The sequence below is a fragment of the Noviherbaspirillum album genome (assembly GCF_035916955.1).
Taxonomy (GTDB): Bacteria; Pseudomonadota; Gammaproteobacteria; order Burkholderiales; family Burkholderiaceae_D; genus Noviherbaspirillum; species Noviherbaspirillum album.
Map to the genome: position 1 here is coordinate 44,215 of NZ_JAWIIV010000027.1, position 23,243 is coordinate 67,457.

A 23,243-nucleotide genomic window follows, 5' to 3' on the forward strand; every position below is an offset into this window, starting at 1 on the left:
ACGGTACCGGCACACACTACGCTCGTTCAGGCGAGGTCCAGCAAGTGGCCAAGCTTATCCTGTTTGGTGCGCAGGTACGATGCGTTAGGCCCGGTAGGTGTCGTGAGGACAGGCACGCGCTCGTCGACCTGTACGCCATAGTTTGCCAAGTCTTTCACCTTGTGCGGATTGTTTGTCATTAGCCGTATCGAGCGTACGCCCAGATAACGGAGAATATGTGCAGCAACTTGGTAGTCGCGGGCATCGACCGGGAGGCCAAGCTCGAGGTTGGCGTCCACCGTATCTCGCCCCTTGTCCTGCAACTGGTATGCACGAATCTTATTGGCAAGGCCGATACCGCGCCCTTCATGTCCTCTCAGATAGACGACCACCCCTTGCCCTGCTTCGGCAATGCGCGACAGTGCGGCATCGAGCTGGCTGCCGCAATCACAGCGTATCGAACCCAACACGTCGCCGGTCAAGCATTCGGAATGCACGCGCACGAGCAAGCGCTCGTGCCCATCCAGATCTCCTTTGACTATTGCGACGTGTTCTGCTGGCTCGCCGACCAGCTGAAACACATGGATGTCAAACTCCCCATGCCTTGTCGGCAGACGCGCCGATACGCTATGCTCGACGACGCCGTCCGAGATGGCTTGGGTTGTTTGTGGCGCTAGAATGCTATTCATATTCTTACACTCATCTCAGTTGCAAGATCCTGCGGGCGCCGTTCATTACAATCAGGCCGATGACGGTGCCGATAACAAGATCCGGATACGGGGATTGGAACCATGCGACCATAACGCCTGCAGCAATCACGCCAAGATTTGCAATAACGTCGTTGGCGGAAAAAATGTAGCTTGCTGTCATATGCGCCCCACGGTCCCGCTTCTTTGAGATCAGGGCAAGACAAATCACGTTCGCAATAAGCGCGACGAGACCTACGCCCATCATTAGCCCCGATTCCGGATCGCTACCGAAGAAAAACCGTCGTACGACCTCGCTCAGGGCACCTACTGCCAAGAGCAACTGTAACCATCCTGCCAGATGTGCGGCCCGGGCCTTCATCGTGGCGGCCCTGCCAACAGCGTAGAGGGCAAGGCCGTAAACGGCAGCATCGGCAAACATGTCAAGAGAATCGGCTATCAACCCTGTCGACTCAGCAAACAGGCCCAACGCCAGCTCGATGAAAAACATGATCCCGTTGATGGCTAGCAGCATACGCAGGGTACGCGCTTCCGCGGCGTCTTCCATATCCTTGGTTGGTACCGCCGTACGTGCAGATGGCATCGCCGTCGATCCGTACAAGGCCGCCCCGAGATTAAGCGGGGTAAGTCGCTGCAGGATAGCTTGCGGATCGCCTTCGTGTTCGACGTTGACCTGCCGTTTCGACAGATCGAAGGAAAGCGCGCGCACATCGGGCAGGTCATTTAATGCCATCCGTATCAGGTTCTCTTCCGATGGACAGTCCATCTTGGGTACCGTAAAGGTGCTCTGAAGGACTGCGCGGCGATCCGCCGTAGACGGGAGGACACGGGTTTCCTTCAAACGCACACCCAATTTCAATGGCTGCAAACGGCTTAGCAAGCCCTCCGCGGCCCCCTGATGTGTTACCGTTAATTCCCGCTTGGTCAAGTCGAAGTTCATTCTGTCCACGCCGGGCATGTCGCCAAGCGCCATGCGTATCAAGTTTTCCTCAGACGCACAATCCATCTTCGGTACCGAAAATATGCTTTCTTGATACTCGGAACTGCCAGACTCCTGCTGGCTTTCCGATCCGCGAAGTGTTGCGCCCAATTTCAGCGATGCCAGCCGTTGTAACAATGGCGCCGGTGCACCGTAGTGAACCACTTGCAGTTCTCGCTTTCCCAAATCAAATGTCAGAGATTGAATGTCGCTCTGGTGTGCCAGCGCCATCCTGATCAGATTTTCCTCGGAAGGACAATCCATTTTCGGTATCGAGAACGTGCTTTTCTGCAATACGCTCTTGTAACTTGTAGCCATATTGTTAGCGACCGGTTGTCCAAATACAGAGAGCATAAACCTTGAACCAGCTTTAAGGTCAATGAAAAATTCGACGTTACGATCATTACCATGAGTAAGCTTTATCAGTCCTGTCGCGCACTTAGTTCCCGTTCGTTTCGGTTTCGCAATGACAACCAACATAAATGCCGAACGTTCAGCCGAAGTCATCGATGGAAAGCAACAGCTTGAAGGCTCCGCATCGTCCCAAGGAGGGAGGGTATGGTGACATATTGGAAAAGTCGCTGCTCTTGTTGCCATTACTAACTAAGAAGTCGTTTGTATAACTGCAGTCAAGCGCGTAAACGTGCCTGCGGACTCCGTGATGTGGTGCAATAGGCCGTTCCGAAAGCCTACGGAGTAACCAAGCCGAGCGACATCGAGTCGCCCAAGTCATGTACTGCATCACTCAAAATTGCGATGCTGTTTGTGTATAGCCCGCCAATCACCTCGATAATCGTGAAGGCAAGGTCGAGCAGAAAAGCCGTCCTCTAATTCCCGCTGCTTCCATGTGCATGACCATGGTCATGATTACCGTGTGAATGTCCGCCAGCCATATTTCCCTCCGATGAGTTGGCACCTCCCCTGACTTACAAGGCGGGGAGGCGCCAGCGCAGAATGCCTACACAGGCTTCGCTCCTTATCTCACTGTGAAGCGAACACTTTGAGCTGGTTTACCTTCCAATGTCACAACTGCTACTACCTTCGTGCCTTTTTCGACCTTGTATGTGCCCTTTGCCTCCAGCTTGTTTTCACCGGCGGGAATCAGGGTCGCTTCCGACTTTTCGCTCCCGTTCAGCAAGGTTACCTTGGCAGACGCACCCTTGGTGCTCACTTTTTTCCCATGGTCGTCGATATAAATGGCAATGTTGTCTGGCTTGGCAACGAGTTCATACTGCGTGCCTTTGACTTCGGCGAGCACACCACCGTACTGCGGATTCTCGCCAGCATGGGCGCCTTGTGCGAACGAAGGTACAGAGACCAGAAGGGACATCGATGCGAGCGCTGCTGCAAATACTTTTTTCATGGTTTTCCCTTTCTACGTGGAACAGAACATGATTGGCCGCAGCGTGTTCCACACGCGCTGCGGCCTTTTACTAGAACGCTTCCTTTCCACTTTCCGCGACCAGTGCTTCTGTCGGCTTGCGGCCAAACATCCAGAACATCACTGGCGTCAAGAACGTATCGAGGATGGTCGAACTGATAAGTCCAGAGAAAATCACCACCGCGACTGGATGCAAGACCTCGGTGCCCGGCATTTCTGCTTCAAACAGCAACGGAGCGAGAGCAAAAGCAGCAACGAGCGCGGTCATCAGAACCGGAGTCAGGCGCTCGAGCGAACCACGAACAATCATCTTCTTGTCGAAGGATTCACCCTCGAAAGCGCAGAGATTGATGTAGTGGCTGACCTTCAGGATGCCGTTCCTTGTCGAGATGCCTGCCAGCGTGATGAAACCGATAAGCGCGGCAATTGACAGCGGTTGGCCGGAGAGCCACAGTCCAATTACCGACCCGACGAGTGCTAGAGGGATGTTCGCCATAATCATCAGCGTCAGTTGGGTAGACCGGTATCGGGAATACAGCACCAGAAAAACCATCACAGCCGAGATGAGCGACAACATCGAAATCAGGCGGCTTGCTTGTTCCTGTGCCTGAAACTGCCCATCCATCGTGACGAAATACCCTTCCGGCATCTTCGTCTCCGCGACAACCTGGCGGATGTCGGCAACAATTTCAGATAGCGGGCGTTCCTGAGCGTTGGCTGACAAGACGATACGACGGCGCCCATCATCTCGAGAAATTTGATTCGGACCGTCCGATTCTTCGATGGTCGCCAGCTTCTCCAGGGGTACGCGGCCATTTGGCGTGTCGATAAGCAGTTGACGTAGACCGTCTACTGACCGAGCCGTCTCAGGCAGACGCAACATCAGGTTGAAGCGTCGATTGCCTTCGATGACCTGAGTGATGCGTTCTCCGTCGATAAGGGTCTGCAGTTCTGCTGTAAGCATGGAAGGTGCGATGCCGTACTGCTCCGCCCGGTCATAGTCCACACGTACCTTGATTTCCGGCGTCAGCACCTGCTTTTCCACTTCTAGGTCGGCTATGCCGGGGATGCGTGAGAGGGCCACGCGTAGCCCCTCGGCCTGACCCCGGAGCGTGTCCAGGTCATCGCCAAAAATCTTGATAGCGATTTGGGCACGTACCCCGGAAAGCATGTGGTCGATACGATGAGAGATAGGCTGACCAATGTTGACCGCGGCGGGCAATGTGGAGAGCCGCTTCCGGATATCGGCGTAAATTTCCTCCTTAGTTCGGTCTGACGGCTTCAGATTCAGGTCGAGCTCGGATACGTGGACGCCTTCCGCATGTTCGTCGAGCTCAGCACGCCCCGAGCGTCTTCCGACGTACGCAACCTCCGGAACCTGCTTTACAAGCCGTTCCGCCTGGCTAGCAAGGCGGACGGTTTCGGCAAGCGTAGTACCAGGATTCAGTCGCAAGCCAATGAGTACCGACCCTTCGTTGAATGGCGGCAGGAACGTCGTCGGGAAGAATGGAATGGTTGCTACGGCCAGGACGACGGCTACGCCCGCAGCCGCTAGAAGCACTTTTCCGTGTCCCAGAGCCCAAGTTAGTCCACGCGAATAGCGTTCCTTGAGCCAGCGCACCAGTGCCGGGTCCCCATGGTCCAGCTGCTTCATGCCCGGCAGCAGGTAGTACGCCATAACCGGTGTCAACGTGACAGACACCAGCATCGAGGCCAGAATCGAGACAATGTAGGCGATACCCAGTGGCACGAACAACCGTCCCTCCATGCCAGGCAGGAAAAACAGCGGAACGAATACCAGGACAATGATGACCGTGGCAACGACAATTGCAGACCGTACCTCCAGCGTCGCTCTGGCTATCAGTTCCACTGGGTTGAGCCGGTTTGCATGCCCACGCTCCAGCTTCAGCCTGCGAAGGACGTTTTCAACACCAACTACCGCGTCGTCAACCAACTCGCCAATGGCAATGGCCAGACCGCCCAACGTCATCGTATTGATGGACAGCCCGAAGTACTTGAAAACGAGTACCGTAATTAGTATCGAGACCGGAATCGCGGTCAGCGAAATCAGCGTGGTCCTGAAGTTGCCGAGGAAGAAGTACAGGATGACGGCAACAAGAACAGCAGCAGTTATCAGCTTACTCTGAAGGTTGCCAATGGATGACTCGATGAAATTCGCTTGCCGGAAGGTGACTTGTGGAGTCTCCATGCCGGGCGGCAGGCTTTTCTTCATCTCAACCAGTGCATCCTCTATCTGAAGTGTCAGCTTGACCGTGTCAGCATCCGGCTGCTTCTGTACACCCAAGATGACGGCGGGCTTACCGTTGTAGCCGGCGTCGCCCCGCTTGATTGCCGGCGCGAACGTCACATCTGCCACTTGCTTCAAAAGAATCGATTGGCCATTCCTTGCGGTGAGTGGCAGTCGCTGCAAGTCCTCCAACCGAGAGGTACGGCCAATATTGCGGATGAGGTACTCCCGAGCGTTCAGCTCGAGAAATCCACCACTCGTGTTAGCCGCGAAACCCTTCAGCGATGCTTCAACCTGCTCGACCGTAATGCCAAGGTTGGCCATTCGAGCCGTGTCAGGCTGGACTTGGTACTGCCGTACTTCACCTCCAATCGGAATGACCTGCGCGATTCCGGGTATTGTCAGAAGACGCGGCCGAAGCACGAAATCTGCGTACTCGCGGGTCGCCATGGGCGAAATCTTCTGCGGATCAATCGGGATTGCGATGAGCATGATTTCGCCCATCACCGACGAGATTGGTCCCATTGAAGGCGTAATCCCTTCCTGCATCTGCTCCCGGACTAGATTCAGTCGTTCGGACACCATTTGGCGAGCCCGGTAGATATCCATTCCCCAGTCGAACTGGACATAGACGAATGACAAGCCGACGGACGACACTGAGCGAACCGCAGTGACGCCAGGCATACCGTTCATTGTCGTCTCAAGCGGGAACGTAATAAGCTGTTCGACCTCCTCCGGTGCCATACCGCCGGCTTCGGTCATCAGGGTTACCGTCGGACGGTTCAAATCAGGGAATACGTCAACCGGCATCCGCACCAGCGTATAAGCGCCATAGACCATCAATACGGCAGCCAACGCTAGGACAAACAGGCGATTTCTCAGGCCTGCATTCACAAGGTAATTGAACATTGATTACCTCACCTGATTGACCAGCGGAGCACCTTGAACGACCACGCGTTCGTTACCCTTCAGGCCGCTTGTCACCGTCACTGTATTCGCGTCCAAGGGGGCAAAGCGAATCGGACGCTGCACAAATCTCTCGGCGCCTTCATGCACCCAGACAATGTCCTGATTGCTCGGGTTCTTGACGATAGCGCTGGCTGGAACGGCGACACCGGGGACGGTGGTTTTGGACTGGGCGATGACTTTTATCGGCTGACCAACCGTCAGTACAGGCAGTACGCCGTCCTTGACAGGACGTGTACGAAATTGGATTGGAACCGTCTGTTCCCGCAGAGTCCGGCCTGCGCCGACGAATTCGAGAGGAATGGACTCGCCCGAAGTCGCCCGTGCCGTGGCCGTTGCGATGTTTGTTGCAAGAGTGGCGTCGTGTGCCACGGCCTCCACTCGCAATCGACTTGGGTCGACAATCTCGAACAGAACCTCTCGTGCATCGATGACTTGGCCAGCAACGACATTAGCTGCAGAAACGACTCCTGATACTGGTGCGGTCAGCGCCTCCGTTGTCGACAGGCTGCCGCCAATGGCTGTTAGTCGCTCCTTTGCGCTTGCCACTTCCGCCTCGGCCGCCTCGATTTCCTTTTGCGGCACTGTGCCCTCTAATTGCTTCAATCGAGCCAGACGCTTTTCAGCTAGAGCTCTTGTCGAACGAAGCTCTGCTGCCTGAGCCACCTGGTTCGCCCGCTCAAGAGACCCAGTTGACGGTCGCACGTAGGCAAGCACTTCACCCTTGCGAACAGTTTGGCCCAACGACGGGAGGCCCTTGGGGCCGGGCTCTACACGGCCCGCCACCATCGGCTGGACCTTACCACCTGCGTTGGGGTCCATAACGACTCTTCCGACGAGTTCGAAGGCTTGTGGGTGCTCCTTGCCTTCGGCGACAATGGTCCGTACTGCAAGCTGTCGCTGGGTGATTTTTGGAAGGAAGACGCTTCCATCAGGAAGACGCTTCGGTCCGTTGGAATTGGCAGCTCCCTGGGGCTCATCTCCATGGTCGTGGCCGGGACCTGCATAGGCACTGACAGAGAAAGCGGCGGCAAGAAGCCCCACCATGATGGTTTGAGATACGTTTTTCATTATTTCAGTCCTCCAGCATTGCGCGACAATTTCCAGCGGCGAACACCGAGTGTTAGGAGCGCAAGCACAATTAAGGCAGCAGCACCGAATCCAATTCGTTGATACAGGGGGCTTGAGGCGTCATTGCCATGCGCATGGTCTTCTCCGGCATGACCATCAGGAATAACCAGATTCGCGGCAAGGATGTCGACCTCGTCGCCTGCAGTGACAGTCAGCGTGACCGGGTATTTGCCAGGCTTCTCGAATGACTTCACGACAAACTTGTAGTCGCCGCTGTCCTCATGAAACTCGCCAACTGCCTTTGTCGACCCACTTTCGAGCTCGACTTTGGCCTTTAGGACCGGGGCATTGTCGGCATACTGGTCAACGAACACCGATAGCTCGTGGCCATCGAATACGCCTACAACTTCAAAGAGGTCTGAGTGCGCTTCAAACCGAGGAGACACGGAACCGGACGAAGCCACTGGCGCTTCGTCGCCGTGGTCATGTCCAGGTCCTGCGATAGCTGTGCTGAATGAAAATGCCAAAGCCACCAGTGGTATGGCGAAACGAGAGAAGAGTCGGTTCATGGGATGAGCCCTAGTGCTTGGTTGAGCTTGGAAATAGCGCGCCCGACCTCGAGTCGTGCACGGGTGAGTGCGAGTTCAGCCTCAAAACGGTCGTTTTCGCTGCGCAACCGGGTCGGAAGGTCCAGTTCGCCTAGCTTGAATGCCTTGGCATAGAGTCCTTGCGTCTCCGAAGCTAACTGGAAGCGTTCTTGTGCCAGGGTCTCTATCGCCTTTGCCTGTTCGAACTCCGACTTTGCAGCGTCAGATTCGGCCAGGAGGCGTTCATGTTCCAGCGACAAGGCGGCCTGTGCCTCGATGAGCTCTGCATTGGCAGCGGTAACGCGAGGCGCATTGCGTGCTTGAGTAGCGAGTGGGATACGCACGGCAAAACGTACCGATTTGTCATATCCATCCCCTCCGGCCGGGCGTTCCCGGACGAACCCCAGAGCGACTTCTGGCGCGTCACGCCGCTCAGCGCTCGCCTGAGCCAGACGTGCCTGTCCAACTTCTACGGCAGTGTTGGACGCAGCAAGCAGCGGATGGGGCGACGAAACTTGTCCTGCATCAGGCAGCGCCTCACCCGTCTCAGGAACTTGGGCAAGACCAGTGAGTGCCGTAAAAAGCCGCTGAGACCGAAGGGCTCGAGCCTCTGCCTCAGCTGCCATGGCTCGGGCAAGGCGTTCAGCGACTTGAGCCTGGTTCAGGTCGGCTCGCGCCAGGTCGCCGGCCTTGAACCGCCGTGCTACATCTTCCAGGAGCACCCCTGTCTCGCTGACCTTGCGTAGTGCCACATCGCGGTCGTTCTGGGCGAAACGGGCTTGCCAATACGCTTCACGGACCTCGCCTGCTATCTTCAGTCTGGCCGCAAGGGTTTTGGCATCAAGCTGGGTCGTTTCTGCTGCAGCTAGCCGCTGGGCGGCATTGCGCGTCCCTGGCATCCAGAGAGGAACCGCAATTTCTGCCTCAATCTCCCGCTCACCGCGGTCTTGATTGAATCTGTCGGTCCGTTGGGACAGGCCAATGCTCGGCGCCCCGGGAAATAATGAGGACGCGGCGCCTCGTTTTGCTGCTGCTTCATCCAGGCGAGCGTGAAGTGCGCGTGCTTCAGGCTGCCGGGACCAGGCAGCTTCGACAGCGTCTTTGAGGGTTGGGGGTGCAGCATGGGCAGCGCTTGCGCCGCCCATAAAGGCTACTACCGCCAGTTTGCATAACAAACTAGAGGACGAACGAAATCGTCGCATTCAGATTCTCCTAAGTGAATAAAAACCAAGGGGAATCCGGCGGATACGTTATCTGCGGGAAATAGCTAAGCGTAGATTGAGGTGGTCCGCCGGATTAGATGGCGGAGAACCATTTAGGCTTTTCGGGTCTGGAAGATGCTGTGGATATGAATTGAGAAGTCGCGTTCACAGGCGGTCCCGCTACCGGCCCTGCGTGAGGCGTGTCCAAGCTGTAAACAACCATCCCGCTGTACAGGCCGTGACAGTCGGCACAATCCGAGATTTTGAGAGCCGTTGAATCTTCGTCGGAATCCTGACCTACTTGGGCATGGTGGTGTTCCTGCTGATGCTCGTGATGGCCAAAGTGCTTTGCCGTGACCTCAGTCTCAGGCTGGCAGTACGCCGCAACCACAGCCCAGGAGGCCTGCAGCGGCATGACAAACAGCAAGAAAATGAGGAAGAGTTTTTTCACGGATGAAATCTTAACACTCACACGGAGGTTTTGGTACTAACTAAGGCTTTGTTCAGTCAATCAAGCGGCGCAGACTGTCATCGATCGGAACTCGCTTGAACATACTTATGTTCGTTCCTCCTGTAGTTCCAACGGGTACGACACCAACGGCTGAGCCGATTACCCCCAGCGCGATACGTACCGCTTGTCCTACGACCTCTACTGTCGACCGGCGTTTCAGGCCGATTTTGAGCATCCACCAGTGCGTCACTACATGCGGTACGACATGTCGTTGACCAAGTACGTGGGCGGTCTCCAGATGGCCAAAGGCTTGTCCCAGTCGCCCTTTCCTGTACAGGTCCATGGCTATTGCCATCTCCGAATCAAAAGCAAATTTCAGTTCGTTATTCATTGTCTTCTCCCCCTGGAGCCAGCATCAAACCCAACGCCGAGTCTTGTGCATATATTCTTCGTACTGCGCGCCATGCTGCTTTACCAAAAAGTCTTCTTCGAGCCTGACCTGAATCTGAATGAGAACATCGGCGGCTAGCGCCGCGGCGACCGTCACAGCATTAGGCCGTAACAACACCAGACTCAGCATGCTGAGGCGCATACCGAGAAATATTGGATTCCTCGAGTAGGCGAACAGGCCAGAAGTGACCAGATTGGTTCTGTTCTTCTGGTCGATGCCAATCCGCCAAGATTTTTCCATCTGGGTCTGGGCGATGACCGTCCACACCAGCGACGTGATGAGAAGCACCCAACCGGCCGCGCGCGCTTCCGAATGTGCCAGCCATTCGAGCGTGCCAAGCATTCGGTCAGTGTCCGCCCAGAATGCTTGGACGACGACATAGAGGCCTAGGCCAACAAGGACGAAGCGAAAGCCTGACGTGACGAACCCGTAAGCAACGTCACTCGACGGCAGAACGTACGGATTGAGTCCCGTTTGACGCCATACCCGAACTGACGGCCAGACAAATGCCACGGCAAAGTAAGTCAGGAACAACAGCGCAAGAAGAATTCGTTCCATGTGTCACCTCGGACGAGCAACGACCTGGATGATTGGCTTGCGAGCCATTTCAGCGCGTGCCTGAGTAATGACCGTACGTGCTGCCGACAAGCCCAAGACTCCCATAATGGCCGCCACCACGATGTCTGGCCATCCTGCTCCGGTACCAAACACCCCCAGCGCAGCAAGCATCACGGCGACGTTGCCAACCGCATCATTCCTTGTACAGAGCCAGACCGAGCGCATGTTGGAATCCCCGTTGCGGTAGGAGAACAGAAGCACGGCAACCAGCAGGTTTGCCAAGAGTGCAACAAAACCGATGGTGCCCATCGTCACATGTGCCGGCACAGTTCCTGTGGCTGCGCTCCATAGTGCTGCCCCAAGGACGAATAGCCCATAGCCTCCCATAGTCAAGCTCTTGATGAGGGCTGTTCTGGACCGCCAGATTGGTGCCATACCAAATACGAAGAGGGATACAGCGTAGTTAGCCGCGTCCCCGAAAAAATCGACCGCGTCGGCCAGTAGAGAGACAGAGCCGGCGGCCCACCCACTGAATAATTCGACGCCAAACATCCCGGCATTGACCGCCAGCGCAACCCAGAGGATGCGGCGGTAAGTCGGGTCAACAGGTGGTTTGTCGGAGGAGCAACCTCCAGAGCAGCAAGCAGACATATCACATTCCTTTCATACGTATGCCTATTAAAAACCCTGTAGTCACTCTATGGTCAAGCATTTTCTTCAGGACGGAGGCCTAAGCGGCGGAGGTTGCGTTATCAAATCGTCAAAAAGCGTTATTTTGCGCTTGCGGCTTTGGCCAACTCTTCATCGACCAGTTTTTTCAGATGGTCAGGGCCGAACTCTGGCAAGGGCCGACCATTCACGAAGAACTCAGGCGTCCCCCTGACGTTGAGCGCCTTGACGTCTTCCATGTCTTGCTGAACCAGCTTCGTCAACTCGGGCGATTTCATATCTTCTTTGAGGCGAGGAACGTCGAGTCCAAGCCTTTCGAGATGCGGCCAGACGCGGTCAAGCTGAGCAGCATGGCCGTGTGTCCAGTCAGGTTGAGCAGCGAGGAGTGCTTCGAGCGACTCCCAGTATTTTCCTTGTTTTCTCGCTGCCTCAAGTACCTTCACAACTTCGTCGGCGCCGGTATGGAATGGTGCGTAGCGGATGGTCAGCCGAATCTTATCCGGACTCGATGCCATTATCTCTTTGACGAATGGATAGAAAGCTCGGCAAGACTCGCATGCCGGGTCCAAGAATTCAACGATGTGAACTGGTGCGTTTGCATTGCCCAAGGTCGGTGAATGGAACCGCACAAGCGCTTCACTGTTTTGCGAGGTGGCCTGAGTAGCTTGTTCAGCTTTTTTGTTCTGATACGTGTTGATTCCGAGCGCAAATGTGACCGCCAATATGACGGCAGTCACAATAAAGATAGTCTTTTGTTTCATTTGGAAGCCTTGAAATGAGTAGTGATGAGCAGTGCAGTGATGGCAGCGAATGCTGCAACGGAAAGCATCGGTATAGTCAGGAATCCGAACCATTCGATTTGCTCCTGCGAGCATGGCACGCCTTGTGTGCATGGCGTCATTGACTCGGCAATAACGCCTTCAGCAACCAGAAGGTGGAACACTGCAATGCCCAAGCCGATAAGTGCCAGCGGAAATGCGTATCGCACCACTTTTACGTCCACAGGGAAAAGGCCTGCAGCAAGGACAAGTACGAGCGGGAACATGCAAATGCGCTGGTACCAGCACAGCACGCATGGTGTCAGACCCATGACCTCACCTAGGAAAATCGCCCCAAGGGTGGAAACCGTTGCCAAAACCCAGCTCAGGAATACCAAGGGCCATAAGGAAGCTTTTATGTCTGTTGATGCCATCATGTTTTGAGCAGCGTTTTGAGGTCTTGTACGATGTCTTCGGCTGGCTGGGCATCCCTGAAAAACAGGCGAAGGCGGCCCTGCGGGTCAAACGCGTAGGTTTGGCCGGAATGGTCCACCGTGTAAAAGCCGTCTTCATTTGGCTTCTGCAGCACGCGAATTACCTTGAACTCCTTCGCCGCAGCGTCAACCTGTTGCTCAGTTCCAGTCAAGCCAAGGAACGACGGGTGAAAGGCGGGAACATACTTGGCCAGCAGCTCCTGCGTGTCCCGTTGCGGGTCCAGCGTGACCATCAGCACTTGTACCCTTTCAGCGTCCTTGCCAAGCTTTTCCATGGCTGAGGCCAGCTTCACCATTGTCGTCGGGCAGACGTCGGGGCAATTGGTATAGCCGAAGAAGAGGACAACGGCTTTGCCCTTGAAATCAGCAAGAGTCCGCGGCTTTCCAGTATGGTCTGTCAACTGGAATTCCTTGCCCCACTCGCCGCCGGTAATGTCCACCGACGCAAACTTCTGGTCAGGGATGCTCTTGTTGTCACATCCAAGCAAGACGGTGCCAGCCAGAAGCAACGCTGCTGCATATCGAATTTTCATGTGCGACCTCCGCGTTACTTGCCAAGTGGCCGGACTGGCACTGAGACGACTGAAGTGTTCCTCACCTTTTTGGCATCTTCGAACGTCAGCTTCACTGTCAGGTTTTCACCGGCCGACAACGGTTTTTTCAGGCCGAGCAGCATCAGGTGCAAGCCGCCTGGCGCGAGCTCGACGGTTTGCCCGGCTTGAATGGCCAGCTCACCGTGCTCCCGCATTTTCATGACGCCATCATGGTGATGCATGGTGTGAACCTGAACGTCCTTGGCAACCTCGGTCTGAATGTCGACCAGACGCACAGCATTGGAACTGCTGACTTTCATGTACACGGCTCCGACCGGCTGCCCTGGGACAGTCGCACGTGCCCATGCATCAGTCACCGAAACGTCGGCAAATGCGCTTGAGGTCACACTGGCAAGTAATGGGGCGAGCAATAAAGTTTTCATGGTTTCAAAAAAGTGAAATTTGAGGATGGGCGTCAAGCCTGCGGTAGGTCGCGCGCTCAGCGCCCTGCGTAACAGAAGCAGCCAGAACAACCGCAACTAAGATGGCGGAAGCTTGGTTCATAGGCGTAGCTACCCCGCCCTAACTACCTGAGCGGGAGCACTGCGAAGAAAATCAAGAATGCGTAGGTGGGGCGCGAGATTGTGCGGGCGCCCATGTGAACAAGGGTCGAGGCGCCTGGTAGAAGAGGAATGGGCGGGGAAAGGAAGCTACTGTGTTCAATATGGCCGACACGGTAGCAGGGACTGGTCCTGGCGTATCACTGTGGATTCTGCAAAATGGACAGTCTTCAAAATGCTGGTCATGTTTGACCGTCGAGAACGGCTTCAAGGTGCCTTCGTAAGGAACACTAACTTGCTTGACTCCCGAGGCCGTGCAGATTTCGACCGTCTTCGGTGATGAACGACTTTTCGCAGCAAAGGCGTGCGAAATCGACGGCGCAAGAGCGACCAGCAGGATGGCGAGCAATGCCATCCATGCAGTCAGGAGTCTTGTGTACCGAGTTGTTCTCATTTTTGTATTTTATCGCACCCGTTCTGTTGAGACCTCCGAACAGACCTCAGTGGTGCTCGGTCACAAGCGTAGTTGCAATCCTCTCTATGGGAAATAGACGCAACCAATTTGACGTACAATGTCCGTAGTAACTACGGGGTTTCGGCAAGGGAGGATGAATATGCGTATCGGGGAACTGTCAAAACGTACAAGTTGCGACATTGAAACTATCAGGTATTACGAGAAAAGCGGTTTGTTGGCAGAACCGGGAAGAAACAGTAGCGGATACCGTGAATATGCGACGGAGCACCTCGAGCGACTCCAGTTCATCCGCCACTGCCGTTCGTTGCAGCTGAGCTTGGCAGAAATTCGTGTGCTGCTTGACCTGCAAGCCAACCCTGCTTTGGGATGCCAGAGCGTCGATGAGCTCCTTGACGGGCACATTGCGCAAGTGCGCGAACAAATGGCTGCTTTACGTACTCTTGAGCAGCAACTGGTCAAGCTCCGCAAACAATGCCAAGGGCCACATTCAGTTGAGGAATGCGGCATATTGCAAAATCTGAACGAAGCGGCTGAAAGTCATGAATGTGCTTGCCATGATGACGGCGATAACACTAAGTAATTGAAACAGGAATCACGGATGGCAACAGTTTTCTTCTCATATAGCCACGTTGACGAAGCGCTCAGAGACAAGCTCGAGGAGCACCTGTCGATGTTGAAGCATCAGGGCCTCATCGAATCTTGGCATGACCGGCGTATTCTCGCTGGGTCCAACATTGACGATGAAATTGATGAGAATCTCGAGAAGGCGGACGTCATCCTTTTACTCGTGAGTTCTAGCTTCATCGCGTCGAGCTATTGCTATGGTCGAGAAATGAAGCGTGCAATGGAGCGGCCTCACGAAGGAACGGCTCGAGTCATTCCAGTGATTCTTCGCACATGTGACTGGCACCCAGCCCCGTTCGGAAAGCTATTGGGCGCCCCCAAGGACGGTAAAGCAGTAACCACTTGGCCGGACCAGGACGAGGCTTTCACCGACGTAGCACGATAGGTCCGCCAGGTAGTTACACCAGCTACTACTAGGAGGGAAGTGACACAACCGGCTTCGGCTACCGGCGCTCGTCAAGACGCTTTCCTGGCATCGCCCGCGAGACCCGCATCGGCGGCCGCACAGGAACCAAGCCTCACCCCGCGCTCCAGCAACCTCCGTCTGAAGAAAGAATTTACGGAGTTCGACCGTGACCAGTTTCTCCTCGATTCCTTCGAATACATGCCGCGCGCAATGAACCACCGCTCGATCCCGCCACCCTCGCCGGCCGCTCATCAGAAGCGTTGGGCGGCAGTGTACTGTATCCACACCCCGCCACGCGTTGGCAATGGTTCGCGGACCAGCCGATTTACACCATCTGGCGAAGAAACCGCGAACAACTCGACGACGACAGCCAAATCGAGTGGCGGGGTGAAGGTGCGTTGCTGGGGCGCCCACATGAGGCGGTTGCATGGGCTCCGCTTGATGCAGCAGGCTGCGCATTCCTGGACACTTGTATGGCCGGACGTCCGCTGGCTGATGCGGCGGCCGCTGCACTCAGCATGCAGCCGGACATCGACCTTGCCCAACTTCTTGCAATGCTGCTCAATAACGGCGCATTCGGCCATATTGACATCGCCCACGACCACCTATAGAAGGAGCTATCATGAACCACGCCACCGCGTCCGAGGCTGCCGTCGCCACCACCGGCGGCTTTCGCGGACTCTGGAATTGGCTTGCCGACAGATTGAAGAACCTAATCAATCACACCACGCTGGCGCTGATCGATCGCTTCGCGATCGCCGCGACCTTTTTTTATTCGGGCCGCACCAAGGTAGACGGTTTCCTGACCGTGCATGACGGCAGTCATCCAGATCTTCGTCTATCCTGATGCATGGCCGACGCACCTGTCGTGGGCTGGGCTGATGCTTTATCTCGCTGCCCACGGTGCCGGGAAAGCCTCGCTCGACCAGACGATTGGGCTTAAATAGGCGAACATCACGTAGTTCAGGCCAAGACCAACTCCATGGCGCGGTTTGCGTGCATTCGTTAATGCCGTAATTTCGCTTGTAGTGGCTTCACTTGCAGCTTTTGCTGCGCATTGCTTTTGCAACGATTATTGCGTGCTTTCCCTTCGTTACTGCTCTTCCAAAACTGGCTTCGAAAGTCCGCTGGTTGAATCGGTCGTTCTCTGCGACTGCAGTTGTCACAGCTATTGACACTATCGTACTGGCATCAGCCGCCATGCGGGCTTTGAACCTGTATCTGCCAGTCTGACCCAATAAAAGGCATAGGTGAAATACGACCCCGGCAAGGTACGGCCGCAGGCCTTGCTTGAAACACTGCGCCAAATGGTTTATAGCGTCTCTGAACCGTGCAAGCTAAATCCTTATGAAGACGACGAACGAGACTTGATACCAATTCTTTTGAATCGTAAGGCGACAATATAAAAGATTATTGGAGGAAGGACGAGCATTTGCATAATCGGAGTAATGCCAATATCCAGCCCTGGTATCAACGGCATAGCATTCGTATAGCTCCATCGCTGAAGGACGTGTACTGCGCCCCATTCGATGACAGCTGCGAGAATCAGGCCCGTCAGCAGCATCGCCCTATAGCCGCCTTTTCCGGGGTCAACGAACCAATCTGCTCTCTTAAAAATAGCCCAGCCTACCGCGTAAATAATCCACAGGATGATGCCGTCGCCCAAACTGGCGACAAAACAATGCCACCAGATACTTTCCCAGCTGCTCATTCCCTCGAAGAGAAACCCTTGTCCCACTTCCCAAACATAATTCACTACAACCGAGATGACGAACAGCCATGCACAGATCGAAAGCAGGCTGGCGCGAGACTGTCTGAATGTGGAGGTCATTGGCTTTGCGTCAAAAGAGGAAAGCGGACATATATTAGTAGACGGCTAACTCTAGCATGAGACTTTGTAATCCGTAATTCGAAAATGGTTGGCCAAGACCAACTGGTTACGCTTAGCCGTTGGGATACGAAGTTTCAGGGTAACCTGAGGGTTCCATCCCTTCAGGCTTCGATATTTTCAAAGAAGAAATATTTCTGTACCACCTGTTGCGTCATGTGCATGACGTCGCGATCCGAGCAACGCGTGATGAGTTCGTCTATTTCCCGTGCAATCGCCTCGAATTGGTCAAATAACTCAGGATCAAAATGGATTGAACGTCCTTCACGCATGATTTGCATGGCCGTCTCAAATGGAAATGGCTCTTTATAGGGCCGCTTTGTGCGCAGTGCGTCGAATACATCAGCGATGCAAAAAATGCGTGCTGCCAGCGGAATAGCCTCTCCCCGCAAGCCTTTTGGATAACCGCTGCCATCCCATTTTTCATGGTGCCCTTCAATTACTTCGCGAGCGTATGCAAGCATACCCACATCTCCCGCAATTTGCCCGCCAATTGCGACATGCTCGCGCATTACCTCTAGCTCACGCGGATCAAGTTTCCCGGGTTTGAGCAGGATGGCGTCCGGGATGCCAATTTTGCCGACGTCGTGCAGAAACGAGCCGGCAATCAGATTGCACATCTGTTCATTGCTTAACTGTGCCGCCTCACCAAGGCGCGCCGCAATCCAAGTCACCCGGTAATTGTGGATGCCGGTATCGGAATCACGCTTTGCAATGGCCCGGCCCAGCGCTTCCAATACACCCATATGCCCTTGCATTATCAATTGCGCGTTTCGATAGTTCGCAAGCGCCAGATTGGTTAGCAAGGGAAATTGAACGATTGTTGCAAGCAGCACAGCGACCGCGGCGACAACGCCGGATAGCAATGCCGAATGGTGGATCGTTTCCAATTCCACTGGGTGGACTTCACGTATGGCTTCCAGATGGCCTAATACCTGCCCGTCAGCTGTGGAAAGCGGAACAGAAACACGTAGCATACGCATGCCCGAAACCGCCAGGCTCTCATACGTATCCGTTCCGGTAGACACTACAGCCGCACGTGCAGCAATGGCTTTCGCAGTATCCGTATAGCCGGGTTGTACGGCGCTTGCGATCCTCTGCCCATCTTCATCGTAGACCGAGATCATGGCAAAAAGGCCGCCAACCATGTGTTGGACCTCCGTTGCAATTGCCTCGTTTCTTTGTTCGGGCGGCAGTTCGATAGCGCCCATGTGCAGTCCGCGCAGCGCTTCTGCAGTCAACACGCGCGCCAGTCCCTGTTCCGCTATGCGTTGGTGCTGCCAATAGGAGAGTGCTGCCGCTGAGAGGATGATAAAAATGGAAACGGGCGCTACTCTTGCAAGCGCCTTTTTAAGAATTTTATGTATGCGCATGTCAGTTCCGTTGGCTTCCCCGTTCAAGGATAATGGAATCCACAGCGCAAGACAAACGCGCGCCAAAAAAGTCACGTCTCGTATAAAAATATTGTGGCTAATGTTGATAGATATATGCACGCCGCATCTGGTTTAGCTGCTGCAAATACCTCGATGCCGCCGCGCAGGCAAACCCAATATCAGAGGGATGAAATCGACTGACATCAATTCCCCCATACATCGGGAATGATGGTACTTCTGGGCGGTGGGAAGGCGTCTCGGTCGTCGTGCAGATTACAGACATTTAATTTTTCCGTCACGTTGCTGTTTGGACCGGCTCGCTACACTGCATGCATGGATTGAGCTTACTGGCTAGTCCACTTCCCCGACTACAAAAGGAGTGCAGCATGAAATCGAAAAGACTGATATCCGCCGTCGCTGGCCTGGTACTGATTGCCGGAATGAGTTCAAGCGCTTTCGCAGACGACAAATGGCAGGGCGACCAAGGCTCAAACTGGTTGGAGCACGTCCAGTCGACCAAGTCGCGGGCCGAGGTACTTGCTGAGCTGGAGCAGGCCCGCAAGGACGGTTCGCTCAGGGTTGGTAATGGAACGACCTATCCTCCGCAGCCAACAGCTGTCAATGGCAGAACCCGGGCGGAAGTACAGGCAGAAGCAGTGCAGGCAAACCGTCAAGGAAATCGTAACATTAACTCCATCTATTTTGGTGGTGCGTAACTGGCTCATGGCTGTTAACCGCGGAAGGCTGCGATAGCGTTCTTCCGTACTCAAGGAGTTTGATATGAAAAAGATCATCGCCACCATCACCGGCGTAATCGCGCTCGGCGTCAGTCTATCGGCGGCTGCAGGACCCGACTGGGCACTTATCGAACAGGCGCGTCAGCAAAATGCTCGCCTTGTTCAGGTCCAGGCTACACAGTTCGGCCAAGCCGATGTTCAAAAGCAAAAGGAAATGAACCGCACAATGGAAGATATGATGAAAGAGTGCACGCAAATGATGAAAAGTGGCTGACTCGCCTCCGCTATCGAAACTGCTCGGCGTCGGACCTATGGATCCCGACGCCGAGCAAACGCCTTTGGGTCTAGGTGAGGGATTTCCAGTATTGAGTAACGTATGACAAACGCCTTCACCTCAAGACTGGACTACACCGTACGTCATTAAGGCAATAGCGACCTCACCAAGGATCATTCCCTACTGGCCGAACACCAGTGCTTCCATCGAGGCTCTTTCCTCTTTATCGGGGAACCAGGTAAAGTCCTCGCCCAACTCGGCACGCAGTTGCTGGATGGTCGAGTCCTCACCGCTATCCATCTCTTGCGATGCCATCACGGCTGCATAAAATGCATGGTTTGCCGCGATTCCATGACGACATTTTGGCCAATTGATGTGCCCGTCCCGGTCAAATTCAAACATGCTATAAGTCTCATTGTCGATCTTCCCCAGACCTCCATCGCAAGTTTCCACATACCAGTCCGCAACACGTACCGTTTGACCAGCATATTCCGGTACGCTTCGCTCCCCGCGCACCAGTTCGACATATGCTTGATGGACTATCTGCCTGACTCCCGCCGTTTCGGAGACAAAAAATATGATACTTTGGCGCATTATTGGACCTCTTTTGGTAAAGGATTACGGAAAGAGATAGGACCAAGACTAGGCTATCCGATGCGACCAGCCGATGGGGCTAGGCAAGGCATCGCGCCTTGAGCGAATGCGACGCGCACATTTGTCCAATACGCGTCATTCTAACCTGCGGCTACGGGACAGGAAATGACGGAGCCCGGTGATCGCCTACTGGCGTGGTAGGCCATGCACCGGACCGTCCGTTCCTGCTGAGACCACGCAGAGACACATTCCAAACGTGGCCCTGCAAGGCTTAGCCGCCAGAATACATATTGTCTGTTGCGCCAAAGCCGGCGGATCGTGCATTCGCGACTCCGGCCTCGGTAGCCGTGCGACCGGCAACAGATTTATCTGCGGTGGCCTCTGGATAGAACGGACTGGCACCAACGCGCCACCCCTGCGCGCTCGCGCGCTTCAATTCGGCAATGACTTCAGTCCGCGTTTTAGTCGATTCACGCGCGGGCTCCTGCTGACCGTAGTTGGCTTCACTTGGCCACCGATGATCGGCCATAGCGCTGGACGATGCACCTACAAAAACCAATGCGGCGATAGCAACGGATAGTTTATTCAGCTTCATGATGCGCTCCTTATAGTGTAAAGGTTGTTTGGATCTCCTTCACGTTACCGATCCATGCGCATAAGTGTATGGGCCAAGCCTCGACAGTGCGGTGACAGCTTAATTACATCTCTGTCAGGCTCGATAATCGACGAAAAGACCGATTGCCCCAGCGTGGACATTGATTGCGCGTTATGCCGATTCGATGCATTGAAGGAGGCATCGCCAAAGTAGCGCGCATGCCTATGTCCTTCGCTGAGTGCGCATGCGCGCGAGCCGTACGTATGGCTGTTGATACCGCGATACCTGCACATGTCGTCCAGAATCCACGGTAGAACTACCCGCGCCAAGAGGGAGTGAACGAGTGTCATCTTCTGTGTACGATAAATCGCACCATGGCAATCGTAAGCATCTGTCCCCCATTGCTCGACCCGCATCGGTCCTTCAATTTTTAGGGTCGACAACCGTTGGGCGGGCTGGCTGGCCTGCCTGCCTACTTGTCGGCTACCGTACAATGACAGAACAAAACATCGACAAAACATGTCTCCCACCGCATGCCAGGAGTTCCAACCTACTGTGGCGGATCTTGACCCGTGGGCAACCTTGTCAATTCAGCCATTGTCTCTTGAATGGCGGAACTGTCTTCCTTCGCCGCCAGCACCTCCAGCGCACGTAAAAGATGCTCGGCGACTTCCATATTGTCTTCCTCGTATGCGCGCTTGCATGCTGCTAAAACGTCGTCTCCGAGGGTAGGCTTCTGATTGTCCATCGGTTGCACCTTTCATCTATCTGTTCATGCATCATCGGACTGCTACGACGGGCCCAACTCATGCCCCCTAGAAGCTGGCAAAGATCTTTGGCGCTGAATCGGGCGTAAGATAGTAGACGTGAATGGGGGCTTTCTTATTGCCCGGCATACCTGGCGCGCCAACCGGCATTCCGGGGACCGATAAACCTTTAATCGGCATCTTTTCTGCAAGTACTTTTTTGATTTGATTTGCAGGAATGAGTCCTTCGAAAACATACTTACCAATTGTGGCAGTGTGACAACCTTCCAGATGTTCGGGAACACCGTGTTTCGTCTTGACGGTTGCCATATCATTGGTGTTGATCATCTGCACTGCAAAGCCATTTTCCTTGAGATGATCCGCATAGACATCGCAACAACCACAATTCGGGTTCTTGTATAGTTTTACCGGCACTGCGGCGGCAAGGGCCGGTAACTGCACGGCAACCAGCATGGCTGCAGCCAGCGTTCTTTTCAAAATAGCCATTGTCATTATCCTCATAATATGTAGACGTCGATTAAAAGCGAACGGCCTGCCGACTGCACCTTTTGCAGACATTAGCGCGCGTCCGGTGGAAAGGGTGTTTTGCGGCTTTCGTCGCGCTGAATGCGCCTTTGCTCTGGCGTCCATAGGGTTTTCAGGTACGTGATCACGGCGCGTATTTCGCCTGGATCCAGCACATCGGCATACGCCGGCATCGTCAGCCGCGGTGTCTTGTTGAATGGGTCGCGCCAGCCGTTGCGGATCGTTTTGTAGAGCATGCCATCCGCATGTTTCCAGGTATGTCCGCTAGCGTCGTGCGGCGGAGCAGGTAATTCACCGAGTTCGTTACGCGTCTGCCAGTTAGGTTGCCCCTCCCCGCGCTCGCCATGACACGCTGCGCAGTGCTGCTGATAGACGTGGCGTCCACGTTGCACATCCTGATTATTGAGCTTGTCCTTTTGAGCCGCCCCGGCATGCAGCGGTGTGGTGCAGATTAAGAAAAGCATTGCAAGATACCGCAGGCAAGTCATTCCATCTTCTCCCAGGTTGCTCCACGATCGGCGCTGCGGAACAATTCCTTTTTGTCTGCGGCATAGACGTATCCATCGGGCGCGGCAATCAAGGCGGTCACACTGCCAGGTGCAGCAGGTAACGCCGTCCATTGTTCACCGCCGTCAGCACTGACGAACAACCCGGTACCGCTGGAAGCGTAGACACGTTCCGGCTGCGTTGGATCATACGTCACAGACGAATAGCCGACTTCGCTGGTGCCAGCCCTGTGCCATCCACAGAAGCAATCCATGGAGCGCCAGACGCCCTTAGGCGTCGCCGCAAACAGCCATCCAGTTTCCATGCTTCCGGCCATATTGGAATGAATGAACTGGGTGATGCCCTGGCGTGGCCCGCTATCCATCAAGCGCCAATGACGGCCGGCATCCTGGCTTCGGAAAATGCCCTTGCCATCTACATAGGCATAGACGGTTTCCGCTTGGGTGGAATGCGCTGTCACCGCGCGAACTTTCCCCTTTGGCAAGCCCTTGTTAGCCATGACCCAGTTCTTGCCTCCATCATTACTGCGCCACACTCCGGAATCGGCCCCGGCAACAAAAAGAAGGCTCGGGTCGTGCACCGACACCGCAATGTCAGTCACCCTGCTTTTCGCAAGGGATGGCGGCAAGATTTGCTCGTGCCAGGTGTGCCCTTCATCCGTACTCGTATGGAGTGCATTAGGCGTGGCTTTCAGCAGCATTTTGGTTGGCGCCTGGTAGTCAAGTGCGACGACACGTTTCTCCGACGCGGCTTCCATGGATGCACTCGTCGCATGTGCCACACCATGGGACAGCATCGCCGCAATGACAATGGTCATGCCAGCCTGCCGTAAGACCGTGCGTAACGTCGGGTACGTCCCATCTGACGGTGATGTGTTCGCCTGC

The 23,243-nt window shown here is 54.9% G+C and carries 31 protein-coding genes; 6 read left to right on the plus strand and 25 right to left on the minus strand.

Annotated features, from left to right (window positions below; translation table 11 throughout):
- Nucleotides 1-26: 26 nt before the first annotated feature.
- The 17 genes from ribA to RY831_RS33275 form a co-directional block, all read right to left on the minus strand.
- The gene (ribA, locus tag RY831_RS24060) at nt 27-668 is read right to left on the minus strand and encodes a GTP cyclohydrolase II (protein ID WP_326508910.1); all 642 of its coding nucleotides are present in this window, start codon (nt 666-668) and stop codon (nt 27-29) included.
- A 10-nt stretch (nt 669-678) separates the two neighbouring features.
- Nucleotides 679-2,172: a cation transporter gene (locus tag RY831_RS24065; RefSeq protein ID WP_326508911.1), complete on the minus strand. Its 1,494-nt coding sequence runs from the start codon at nt 2,170-2,172 to the stop codon at nt 679-681.
- 182 nt (nt 2,173-2,354) lie between these two features.
- The gene (locus RY831_RS33270; protein WP_437126327.1) at nt 2,355-2,480 is read right to left on the minus strand and encodes a cation efflux transmembrane domain-containing protein; all 126 of its coding nucleotides are present in this window, start codon (nt 2,478-2,480) and stop codon (nt 2,355-2,357) included.
- A 161-nt stretch (nt 2,481-2,641) separates the two neighbouring features.
- Nucleotides 2,642-3,028, minus strand: a complete 387-nt coding sequence (locus RY831_RS24070; RefSeq protein ID WP_326508912.1) for a flagellar basal body-associated FliL family protein — start codon at nt 3,026-3,028, stop codon at nt 2,642-2,644.
- 70 nt (nt 3,029-3,098) lie between these two features.
- Entirely contained in the window at nt 3,099-6,203 is a 3,105-nt protein-coding gene (locus tag RY831_RS24075; RefSeq protein ID WP_326508913.1) for an efflux RND transporter permease subunit, read from the minus strand.
- 3 nt (nt 6,204-6,206) lie between these two features.
- Nucleotides 6,207-7,331 carry an efflux RND transporter periplasmic adaptor subunit gene (locus RY831_RS24080; RefSeq protein WP_326508914.1) on the minus strand — a complete coding sequence of 375 codons (1,125 nt, stop codon included), beginning with the start codon at nt 7,329-7,331 and terminating at the stop codon, nt 6,207-6,209.
- On the minus strand, nt 7,331-7,900 hold the full coding sequence (locus RY831_RS24085; protein ID WP_326508915.1) for a hypothetical protein: 570 nt from the start codon (nt 7,898-7,900) through the stop codon (nt 7,331-7,333). The genes RY831_RS24080 and RY831_RS24085 overlap by 1 nt, the downstream gene beginning before the upstream one ends.
- On the minus strand, nt 7,897-9,120 hold the full coding sequence (locus RY831_RS24090; RefSeq protein WP_326508916.1) for a TolC family protein: 1,224 nt from the start codon (nt 9,118-9,120) through the stop codon (nt 7,897-7,899). The genes RY831_RS24085 and RY831_RS24090 overlap by 4 nt, the downstream gene beginning before the upstream one ends.
- A 94-nt stretch (nt 9,121-9,214) precedes the next feature.
- Complete coding sequence (locus tag RY831_RS24095) at nt 9,215-9,571, minus strand: hypothetical protein (protein WP_326508917.1); 357 nt, start codon at nt 9,569-9,571, stop codon at nt 9,215-9,217.
- 52 nt (nt 9,572-9,623) lie between these two features.
- On the minus strand, nt 9,624-9,962 hold the full coding sequence (locus tag RY831_RS24100; protein WP_326508918.1) for a DUF3703 domain-containing protein: 339 nt from the start codon (nt 9,960-9,962) through the stop codon (nt 9,624-9,626).
- A gap of 24 nt (nt 9,963-9,986) precedes the next feature.
- Entirely contained in the window at nt 9,987-10,580 is a 594-nt protein-coding gene (locus tag RY831_RS24105) for a methyltransferase family protein (RefSeq protein ID WP_326508919.1), read from the minus strand.
- Nucleotides 10,581-10,583: 3 nt separating this feature from the next.
- Nucleotides 10,584-11,231, minus strand: a complete 648-nt coding sequence (locus RY831_RS24110) for a cation efflux transmembrane domain-containing protein (RefSeq protein WP_326508920.1) — start codon at nt 11,229-11,231, stop codon at nt 10,584-10,586.
- Nucleotides 11,232-11,350: 119 nt separating this feature from the next.
- Complete coding sequence (locus RY831_RS24115; RefSeq protein ID WP_326508921.1) at nt 11,351-12,010, minus strand: DsbA family protein; 660 nt, start codon at nt 12,008-12,010, stop codon at nt 11,351-11,353.
- A complete protein-coding gene (locus tag RY831_RS24120; protein WP_326508922.1) occupies nt 12,007-12,444 on the minus strand; it encodes a disulfide bond formation protein B in 438 nt (145 codons plus the stop codon). Before RY831_RS24120 ends, RY831_RS24115 begins: the two co-directional genes overlap by 4 nt.
- Nucleotides 12,441-13,034 carry an SCO family protein gene (locus RY831_RS24125; RefSeq protein WP_326508923.1) on the minus strand — a complete coding sequence of 198 codons (594 nt, stop codon included), beginning with the start codon at nt 13,032-13,034 and terminating at the stop codon, nt 12,441-12,443. Before RY831_RS24125 ends, RY831_RS24120 begins: the two co-directional genes overlap by 4 nt.
- A 14-nt stretch (nt 13,035-13,048) precedes the next feature.
- On the minus strand, nt 13,049-13,513 hold the full coding sequence (locus RY831_RS24130) for a copper chaperone PCu(A)C (protein ID WP_326508924.1): 465 nt from the start codon (nt 13,511-13,513) through the stop codon (nt 13,049-13,051).
- Between the two features lie 136 nt (nt 13,514-13,649).
- A complete protein-coding gene (locus tag RY831_RS33275; RefSeq protein WP_367576102.1) occupies nt 13,650-14,048 on the minus strand; it encodes a DUF2946 domain-containing protein in 399 nt (132 codons plus the stop codon).
- Between the two features lie 154 nt (nt 14,049-14,202).
- Here RY831_RS33275 and cadR point away from each other — a divergent pair, with 154 nt between their 5' ends.
- From cadR to RY831_RS24150, 4 genes are all read left to right on the plus strand, one after another.
- Nucleotides 14,203-14,649: a Cd(II)/Pb(II)-responsive transcriptional regulator gene (cadR, locus tag RY831_RS24135; protein ID WP_437126324.1), complete on the plus strand. Its 447-nt coding sequence runs from the start codon at nt 14,203-14,205 to the stop codon at nt 14,647-14,649.
- Between the two features lie 18 nt (nt 14,650-14,667).
- Nucleotides 14,668-15,078, plus strand: coding sequence for a toll/interleukin-1 receptor domain-containing protein (locus RY831_RS24140; RefSeq protein WP_326508925.1), 411 nt, complete (start codon nt 14,668-14,670; stop codon nt 15,076-15,078).
- A gap of 494 nt (nt 15,079-15,572) precedes the next feature.
- Nucleotides 15,573-15,710 carry a hypothetical protein gene (locus RY831_RS24145; RefSeq protein WP_326508926.1) on the plus strand — a complete coding sequence of 46 codons (138 nt, stop codon included), beginning with the start codon at nt 15,573-15,575 and terminating at the stop codon, nt 15,708-15,710.
- Between the two features lie 11 nt (nt 15,711-15,721).
- Nucleotides 15,722-15,946 carry a hypothetical protein gene (locus RY831_RS24150; protein WP_437126325.1) on the plus strand — a complete coding sequence of 75 codons (225 nt, stop codon included), beginning with the start codon at nt 15,722-15,724 and terminating at the stop codon, nt 15,944-15,946.
- 498 nt (nt 15,947-16,444) lie between these two features.
- On the opposite strand, the gene RY831_RS24155 is transcribed toward RY831_RS24150, so the two are convergent.
- On the minus strand, nt 16,445-16,930 hold the full coding sequence (locus RY831_RS24155; RefSeq protein WP_326508927.1) for a hypothetical protein: 486 nt from the start codon (nt 16,928-16,930) through the stop codon (nt 16,445-16,447).
- Between the two features lie 161 nt (nt 16,931-17,091).
- Complete coding sequence (locus tag RY831_RS24160) at nt 17,092-18,360, minus strand: HD-GYP domain-containing protein (protein WP_326508928.1); 1,269 nt, start codon at nt 18,358-18,360, stop codon at nt 17,092-17,094.
- Nucleotides 18,361-18,746: 386 nt separating this feature from the next.
- On the opposite strand from RY831_RS24160, the gene RY831_RS24165 reads away from it, so the two are divergent.
- Both RY831_RS24165 and RY831_RS24170 read left to right on the plus strand, forming a co-directional pair.
- Entirely contained in the window at nt 18,747-19,076 is a 330-nt protein-coding gene (locus tag RY831_RS24165; protein ID WP_326508929.1) for a DUF4148 domain-containing protein, read from the plus strand.
- A 64-nt stretch (nt 19,077-19,140) separates the two neighbouring features.
- Entirely contained in the window at nt 19,141-19,371 is a 231-nt protein-coding gene (locus RY831_RS24170; RefSeq protein WP_326508930.1) for a hypothetical protein, read from the plus strand.
- Nucleotides 19,372-19,551: 180 nt separating this feature from the next.
- On the opposite strand, the gene RY831_RS24175 is transcribed toward RY831_RS24170, so the two are convergent.
- The 6 genes from RY831_RS24175 to RY831_RS24200 form a co-directional block, all read right to left on the minus strand.
- Nucleotides 19,552-19,965: a hypothetical protein gene (locus RY831_RS24175; RefSeq protein ID WP_326508931.1), complete on the minus strand. Its 414-nt coding sequence runs from the start codon at nt 19,963-19,965 to the stop codon at nt 19,552-19,554.
- Between the two features lie 271 nt (nt 19,966-20,236).
- The gene (locus RY831_RS24180) at nt 20,237-20,560 is read right to left on the minus strand and encodes a DUF4148 domain-containing protein (protein WP_326508932.1); all 324 of its coding nucleotides are present in this window, start codon (nt 20,558-20,560) and stop codon (nt 20,237-20,239) included.
- 550 nt (nt 20,561-21,110) lie between these two features.
- Nucleotides 21,111-21,308, minus strand: a complete 198-nt coding sequence (locus RY831_RS24185; protein WP_326508933.1) for a hypothetical protein — start codon at nt 21,306-21,308, stop codon at nt 21,111-21,113.
- A 67-nt stretch (nt 21,309-21,375) separates the two neighbouring features.
- A complete protein-coding gene (locus RY831_RS24190; RefSeq protein WP_326508934.1) occupies nt 21,376-21,813 on the minus strand; it encodes a DUF411 domain-containing protein in 438 nt (145 codons plus the stop codon).
- A gap of 71 nt (nt 21,814-21,884) precedes the next feature.
- Entirely contained in the window at nt 21,885-22,340 is a 456-nt protein-coding gene (locus tag RY831_RS24195) for a c-type cytochrome (RefSeq protein WP_326508935.1), read from the minus strand.
- The gene (locus RY831_RS24200) at nt 22,337-23,176 is read right to left on the minus strand and encodes a sialidase family protein (protein ID WP_326508936.1); all 840 of its coding nucleotides are present in this window, start codon (nt 23,174-23,176) and stop codon (nt 22,337-22,339) included. The genes RY831_RS24195 and RY831_RS24200 overlap by 4 nt, the downstream gene beginning before the upstream one ends.
- Between the last annotated feature and the right edge of the window lie 67 nt (nt 23,177-23,243).

Excerpts from the sequence above, each read along its gene's own strand:
- ribA (WP_326508910.1), bottom strand. The coding sequence starts at position 668 with ATGAATAGCATTCTAGCGCCACAAACAACCCAAGCCATCTCGGACGGC.
- RY831_RS24065 (WP_326508911.1), bottom strand. The coding sequence starts at position 2,172 with ATGACTTCGGCTGAACGTTCGGCATTTATGTTGGTTGTCATTGCGAAA.
- RY831_RS24070 (WP_326508912.1), bottom strand. The coding sequence starts at position 3,028 with ATGAAAAAAGTATTTGCAGCAGCGCTCGCATCGATGTCCCTTCTGGTC.
- RY831_RS24075 (WP_326508913.1), bottom strand. The coding sequence starts at position 6,203 with ATGTTCAATTACCTTGTGAATGCAGGCCTGAGAAATCGCCTGTTTGTC.
- RY831_RS24080 (WP_326508914.1), bottom strand. The coding sequence starts at position 7,331 with ATGAAAAACGTATCTCAAACCATCATGGTGGGGCTTCTTGCCGCCGCT.
- RY831_RS24085 (WP_326508915.1), bottom strand. The coding sequence starts at position 7,900 with ATGAACCGACTCTTCTCTCGTTTCGCCATACCACTGGTGGCTTTGGCA.
- RY831_RS24090 (WP_326508916.1), bottom strand. The coding sequence starts at position 9,120 with ATGCGACGATTTCGTTCGTCCTCTAGTTTGTTATGCAAACTGGCGGTA.
- RY831_RS24100 (WP_326508918.1), bottom strand. The coding sequence starts at position 9,962 with ATGAATAACGAACTGAAATTTGCTTTTGATTCGGAGATGGCAATAGCC.
- RY831_RS24105 (WP_326508919.1), bottom strand. The coding sequence starts at position 10,580 with ATGGAACGAATTCTTCTTGCGCTGTTGTTCCTGACTTACTTTGCCGTG.
- RY831_RS24110 (WP_326508920.1), bottom strand. The coding sequence starts at position 11,231 with ATGTCTGCTTGCTGCTCTGGAGGTTGCTCCTCCGACAAACCACCTGTT.
- RY831_RS24115 (WP_326508921.1), bottom strand. The coding sequence starts at position 12,010 with ATGAAACAAAAGACTATCTTTATTGTGACTGCCGTCATATTGGCGGTC.
- RY831_RS24120 (WP_326508922.1), bottom strand. The coding sequence starts at position 12,444 with ATGATGGCATCAACAGACATAAAAGCTTCCTTATGGCCCTTGGTATTC.
- RY831_RS24125 (WP_326508923.1), bottom strand. The coding sequence starts at position 13,034 with ATGAAAATTCGATATGCAGCAGCGTTGCTTCTGGCTGGCACCGTCTTG.
- RY831_RS33275 (WP_367576102.1), bottom strand. The coding sequence starts at position 14,048 with ATGAGAACAACTCGGTACACAAGACTCCTGACTGCATGGATGGCATTG.
- cadR (WP_437126324.1), top strand. The coding sequence starts at position 14,203 with ATGAATATGCGTATCGGGGAACTGTCAAAACGTACAAGTTGCGACATT.
- RY831_RS24140 (WP_326508925.1), top strand. The coding sequence starts at position 14,668 with ATGGCAACAGTTTTCTTCTCATATAGCCACGTTGACGAAGCGCTCAGA.
- RY831_RS24145 (WP_326508926.1), top strand. The coding sequence starts at position 15,573 with ATGGCCGGACGTCCGCTGGCTGATGCGGCGGCCGCTGCACTCAGCATG.
- RY831_RS24150 (WP_437126325.1), top strand. The coding sequence starts at position 15,722 with ATGAACCACGCCACCGCGTCCGAGGCTGCCGTCGCCACCACCGGCGGC.
- RY831_RS24155 (WP_326508927.1), bottom strand. The coding sequence starts at position 16,930 with ATGACCTCCACATTCAGACAGTCTCGCGCCAGCCTGCTTTCGATCTGT.
- RY831_RS24160 (WP_326508928.1), bottom strand. The coding sequence starts at position 18,360 with ATGCGCATACATAAAATTCTTAAAAAGGCGCTTGCAAGAGTAGCGCCC.
- RY831_RS24165 (WP_326508929.1), top strand. The coding sequence starts at position 18,747 with ATGAAATCGAAAAGACTGATATCCGCCGTCGCTGGCCTGGTACTGATT.
- RY831_RS24170 (WP_326508930.1), top strand. The coding sequence starts at position 19,141 with ATGAAAAAGATCATCGCCACCATCACCGGCGTAATCGCGCTCGGCGTC.
- RY831_RS24175 (WP_326508931.1), bottom strand. The coding sequence starts at position 19,965 with ATGCGCCAAAGTATCATATTTTTTGTCTCCGAAACGGCGGGAGTCAGG.
- RY831_RS24180 (WP_326508932.1), bottom strand. The coding sequence starts at position 20,560 with ATGAAGCTGAATAAACTATCCGTTGCTATCGCCGCATTGGTTTTTGTA.
- RY831_RS24185 (WP_326508933.1), bottom strand. The coding sequence starts at position 21,308 with ATGGACAATCAGAAGCCTACCCTCGGAGACGACGTTTTAGCAGCATGC.
- RY831_RS24190 (WP_326508934.1), bottom strand. The coding sequence starts at position 21,813 with ATGGCTATTTTGAAAAGAACGCTGGCTGCAGCCATGCTGGTTGCCGTG.
- RY831_RS24195 (WP_326508935.1), bottom strand. The coding sequence starts at position 22,340 with ATGACTTGCCTGCGGTATCTTGCAATGCTTTTCTTAATCTGCACCACA.
- RY831_RS24200 (WP_326508936.1), bottom strand. The coding sequence starts at position 23,176 with ATGACCATTGTCATTGCGGCGATGCTGTCCCATGGTGTGGCACATGCG.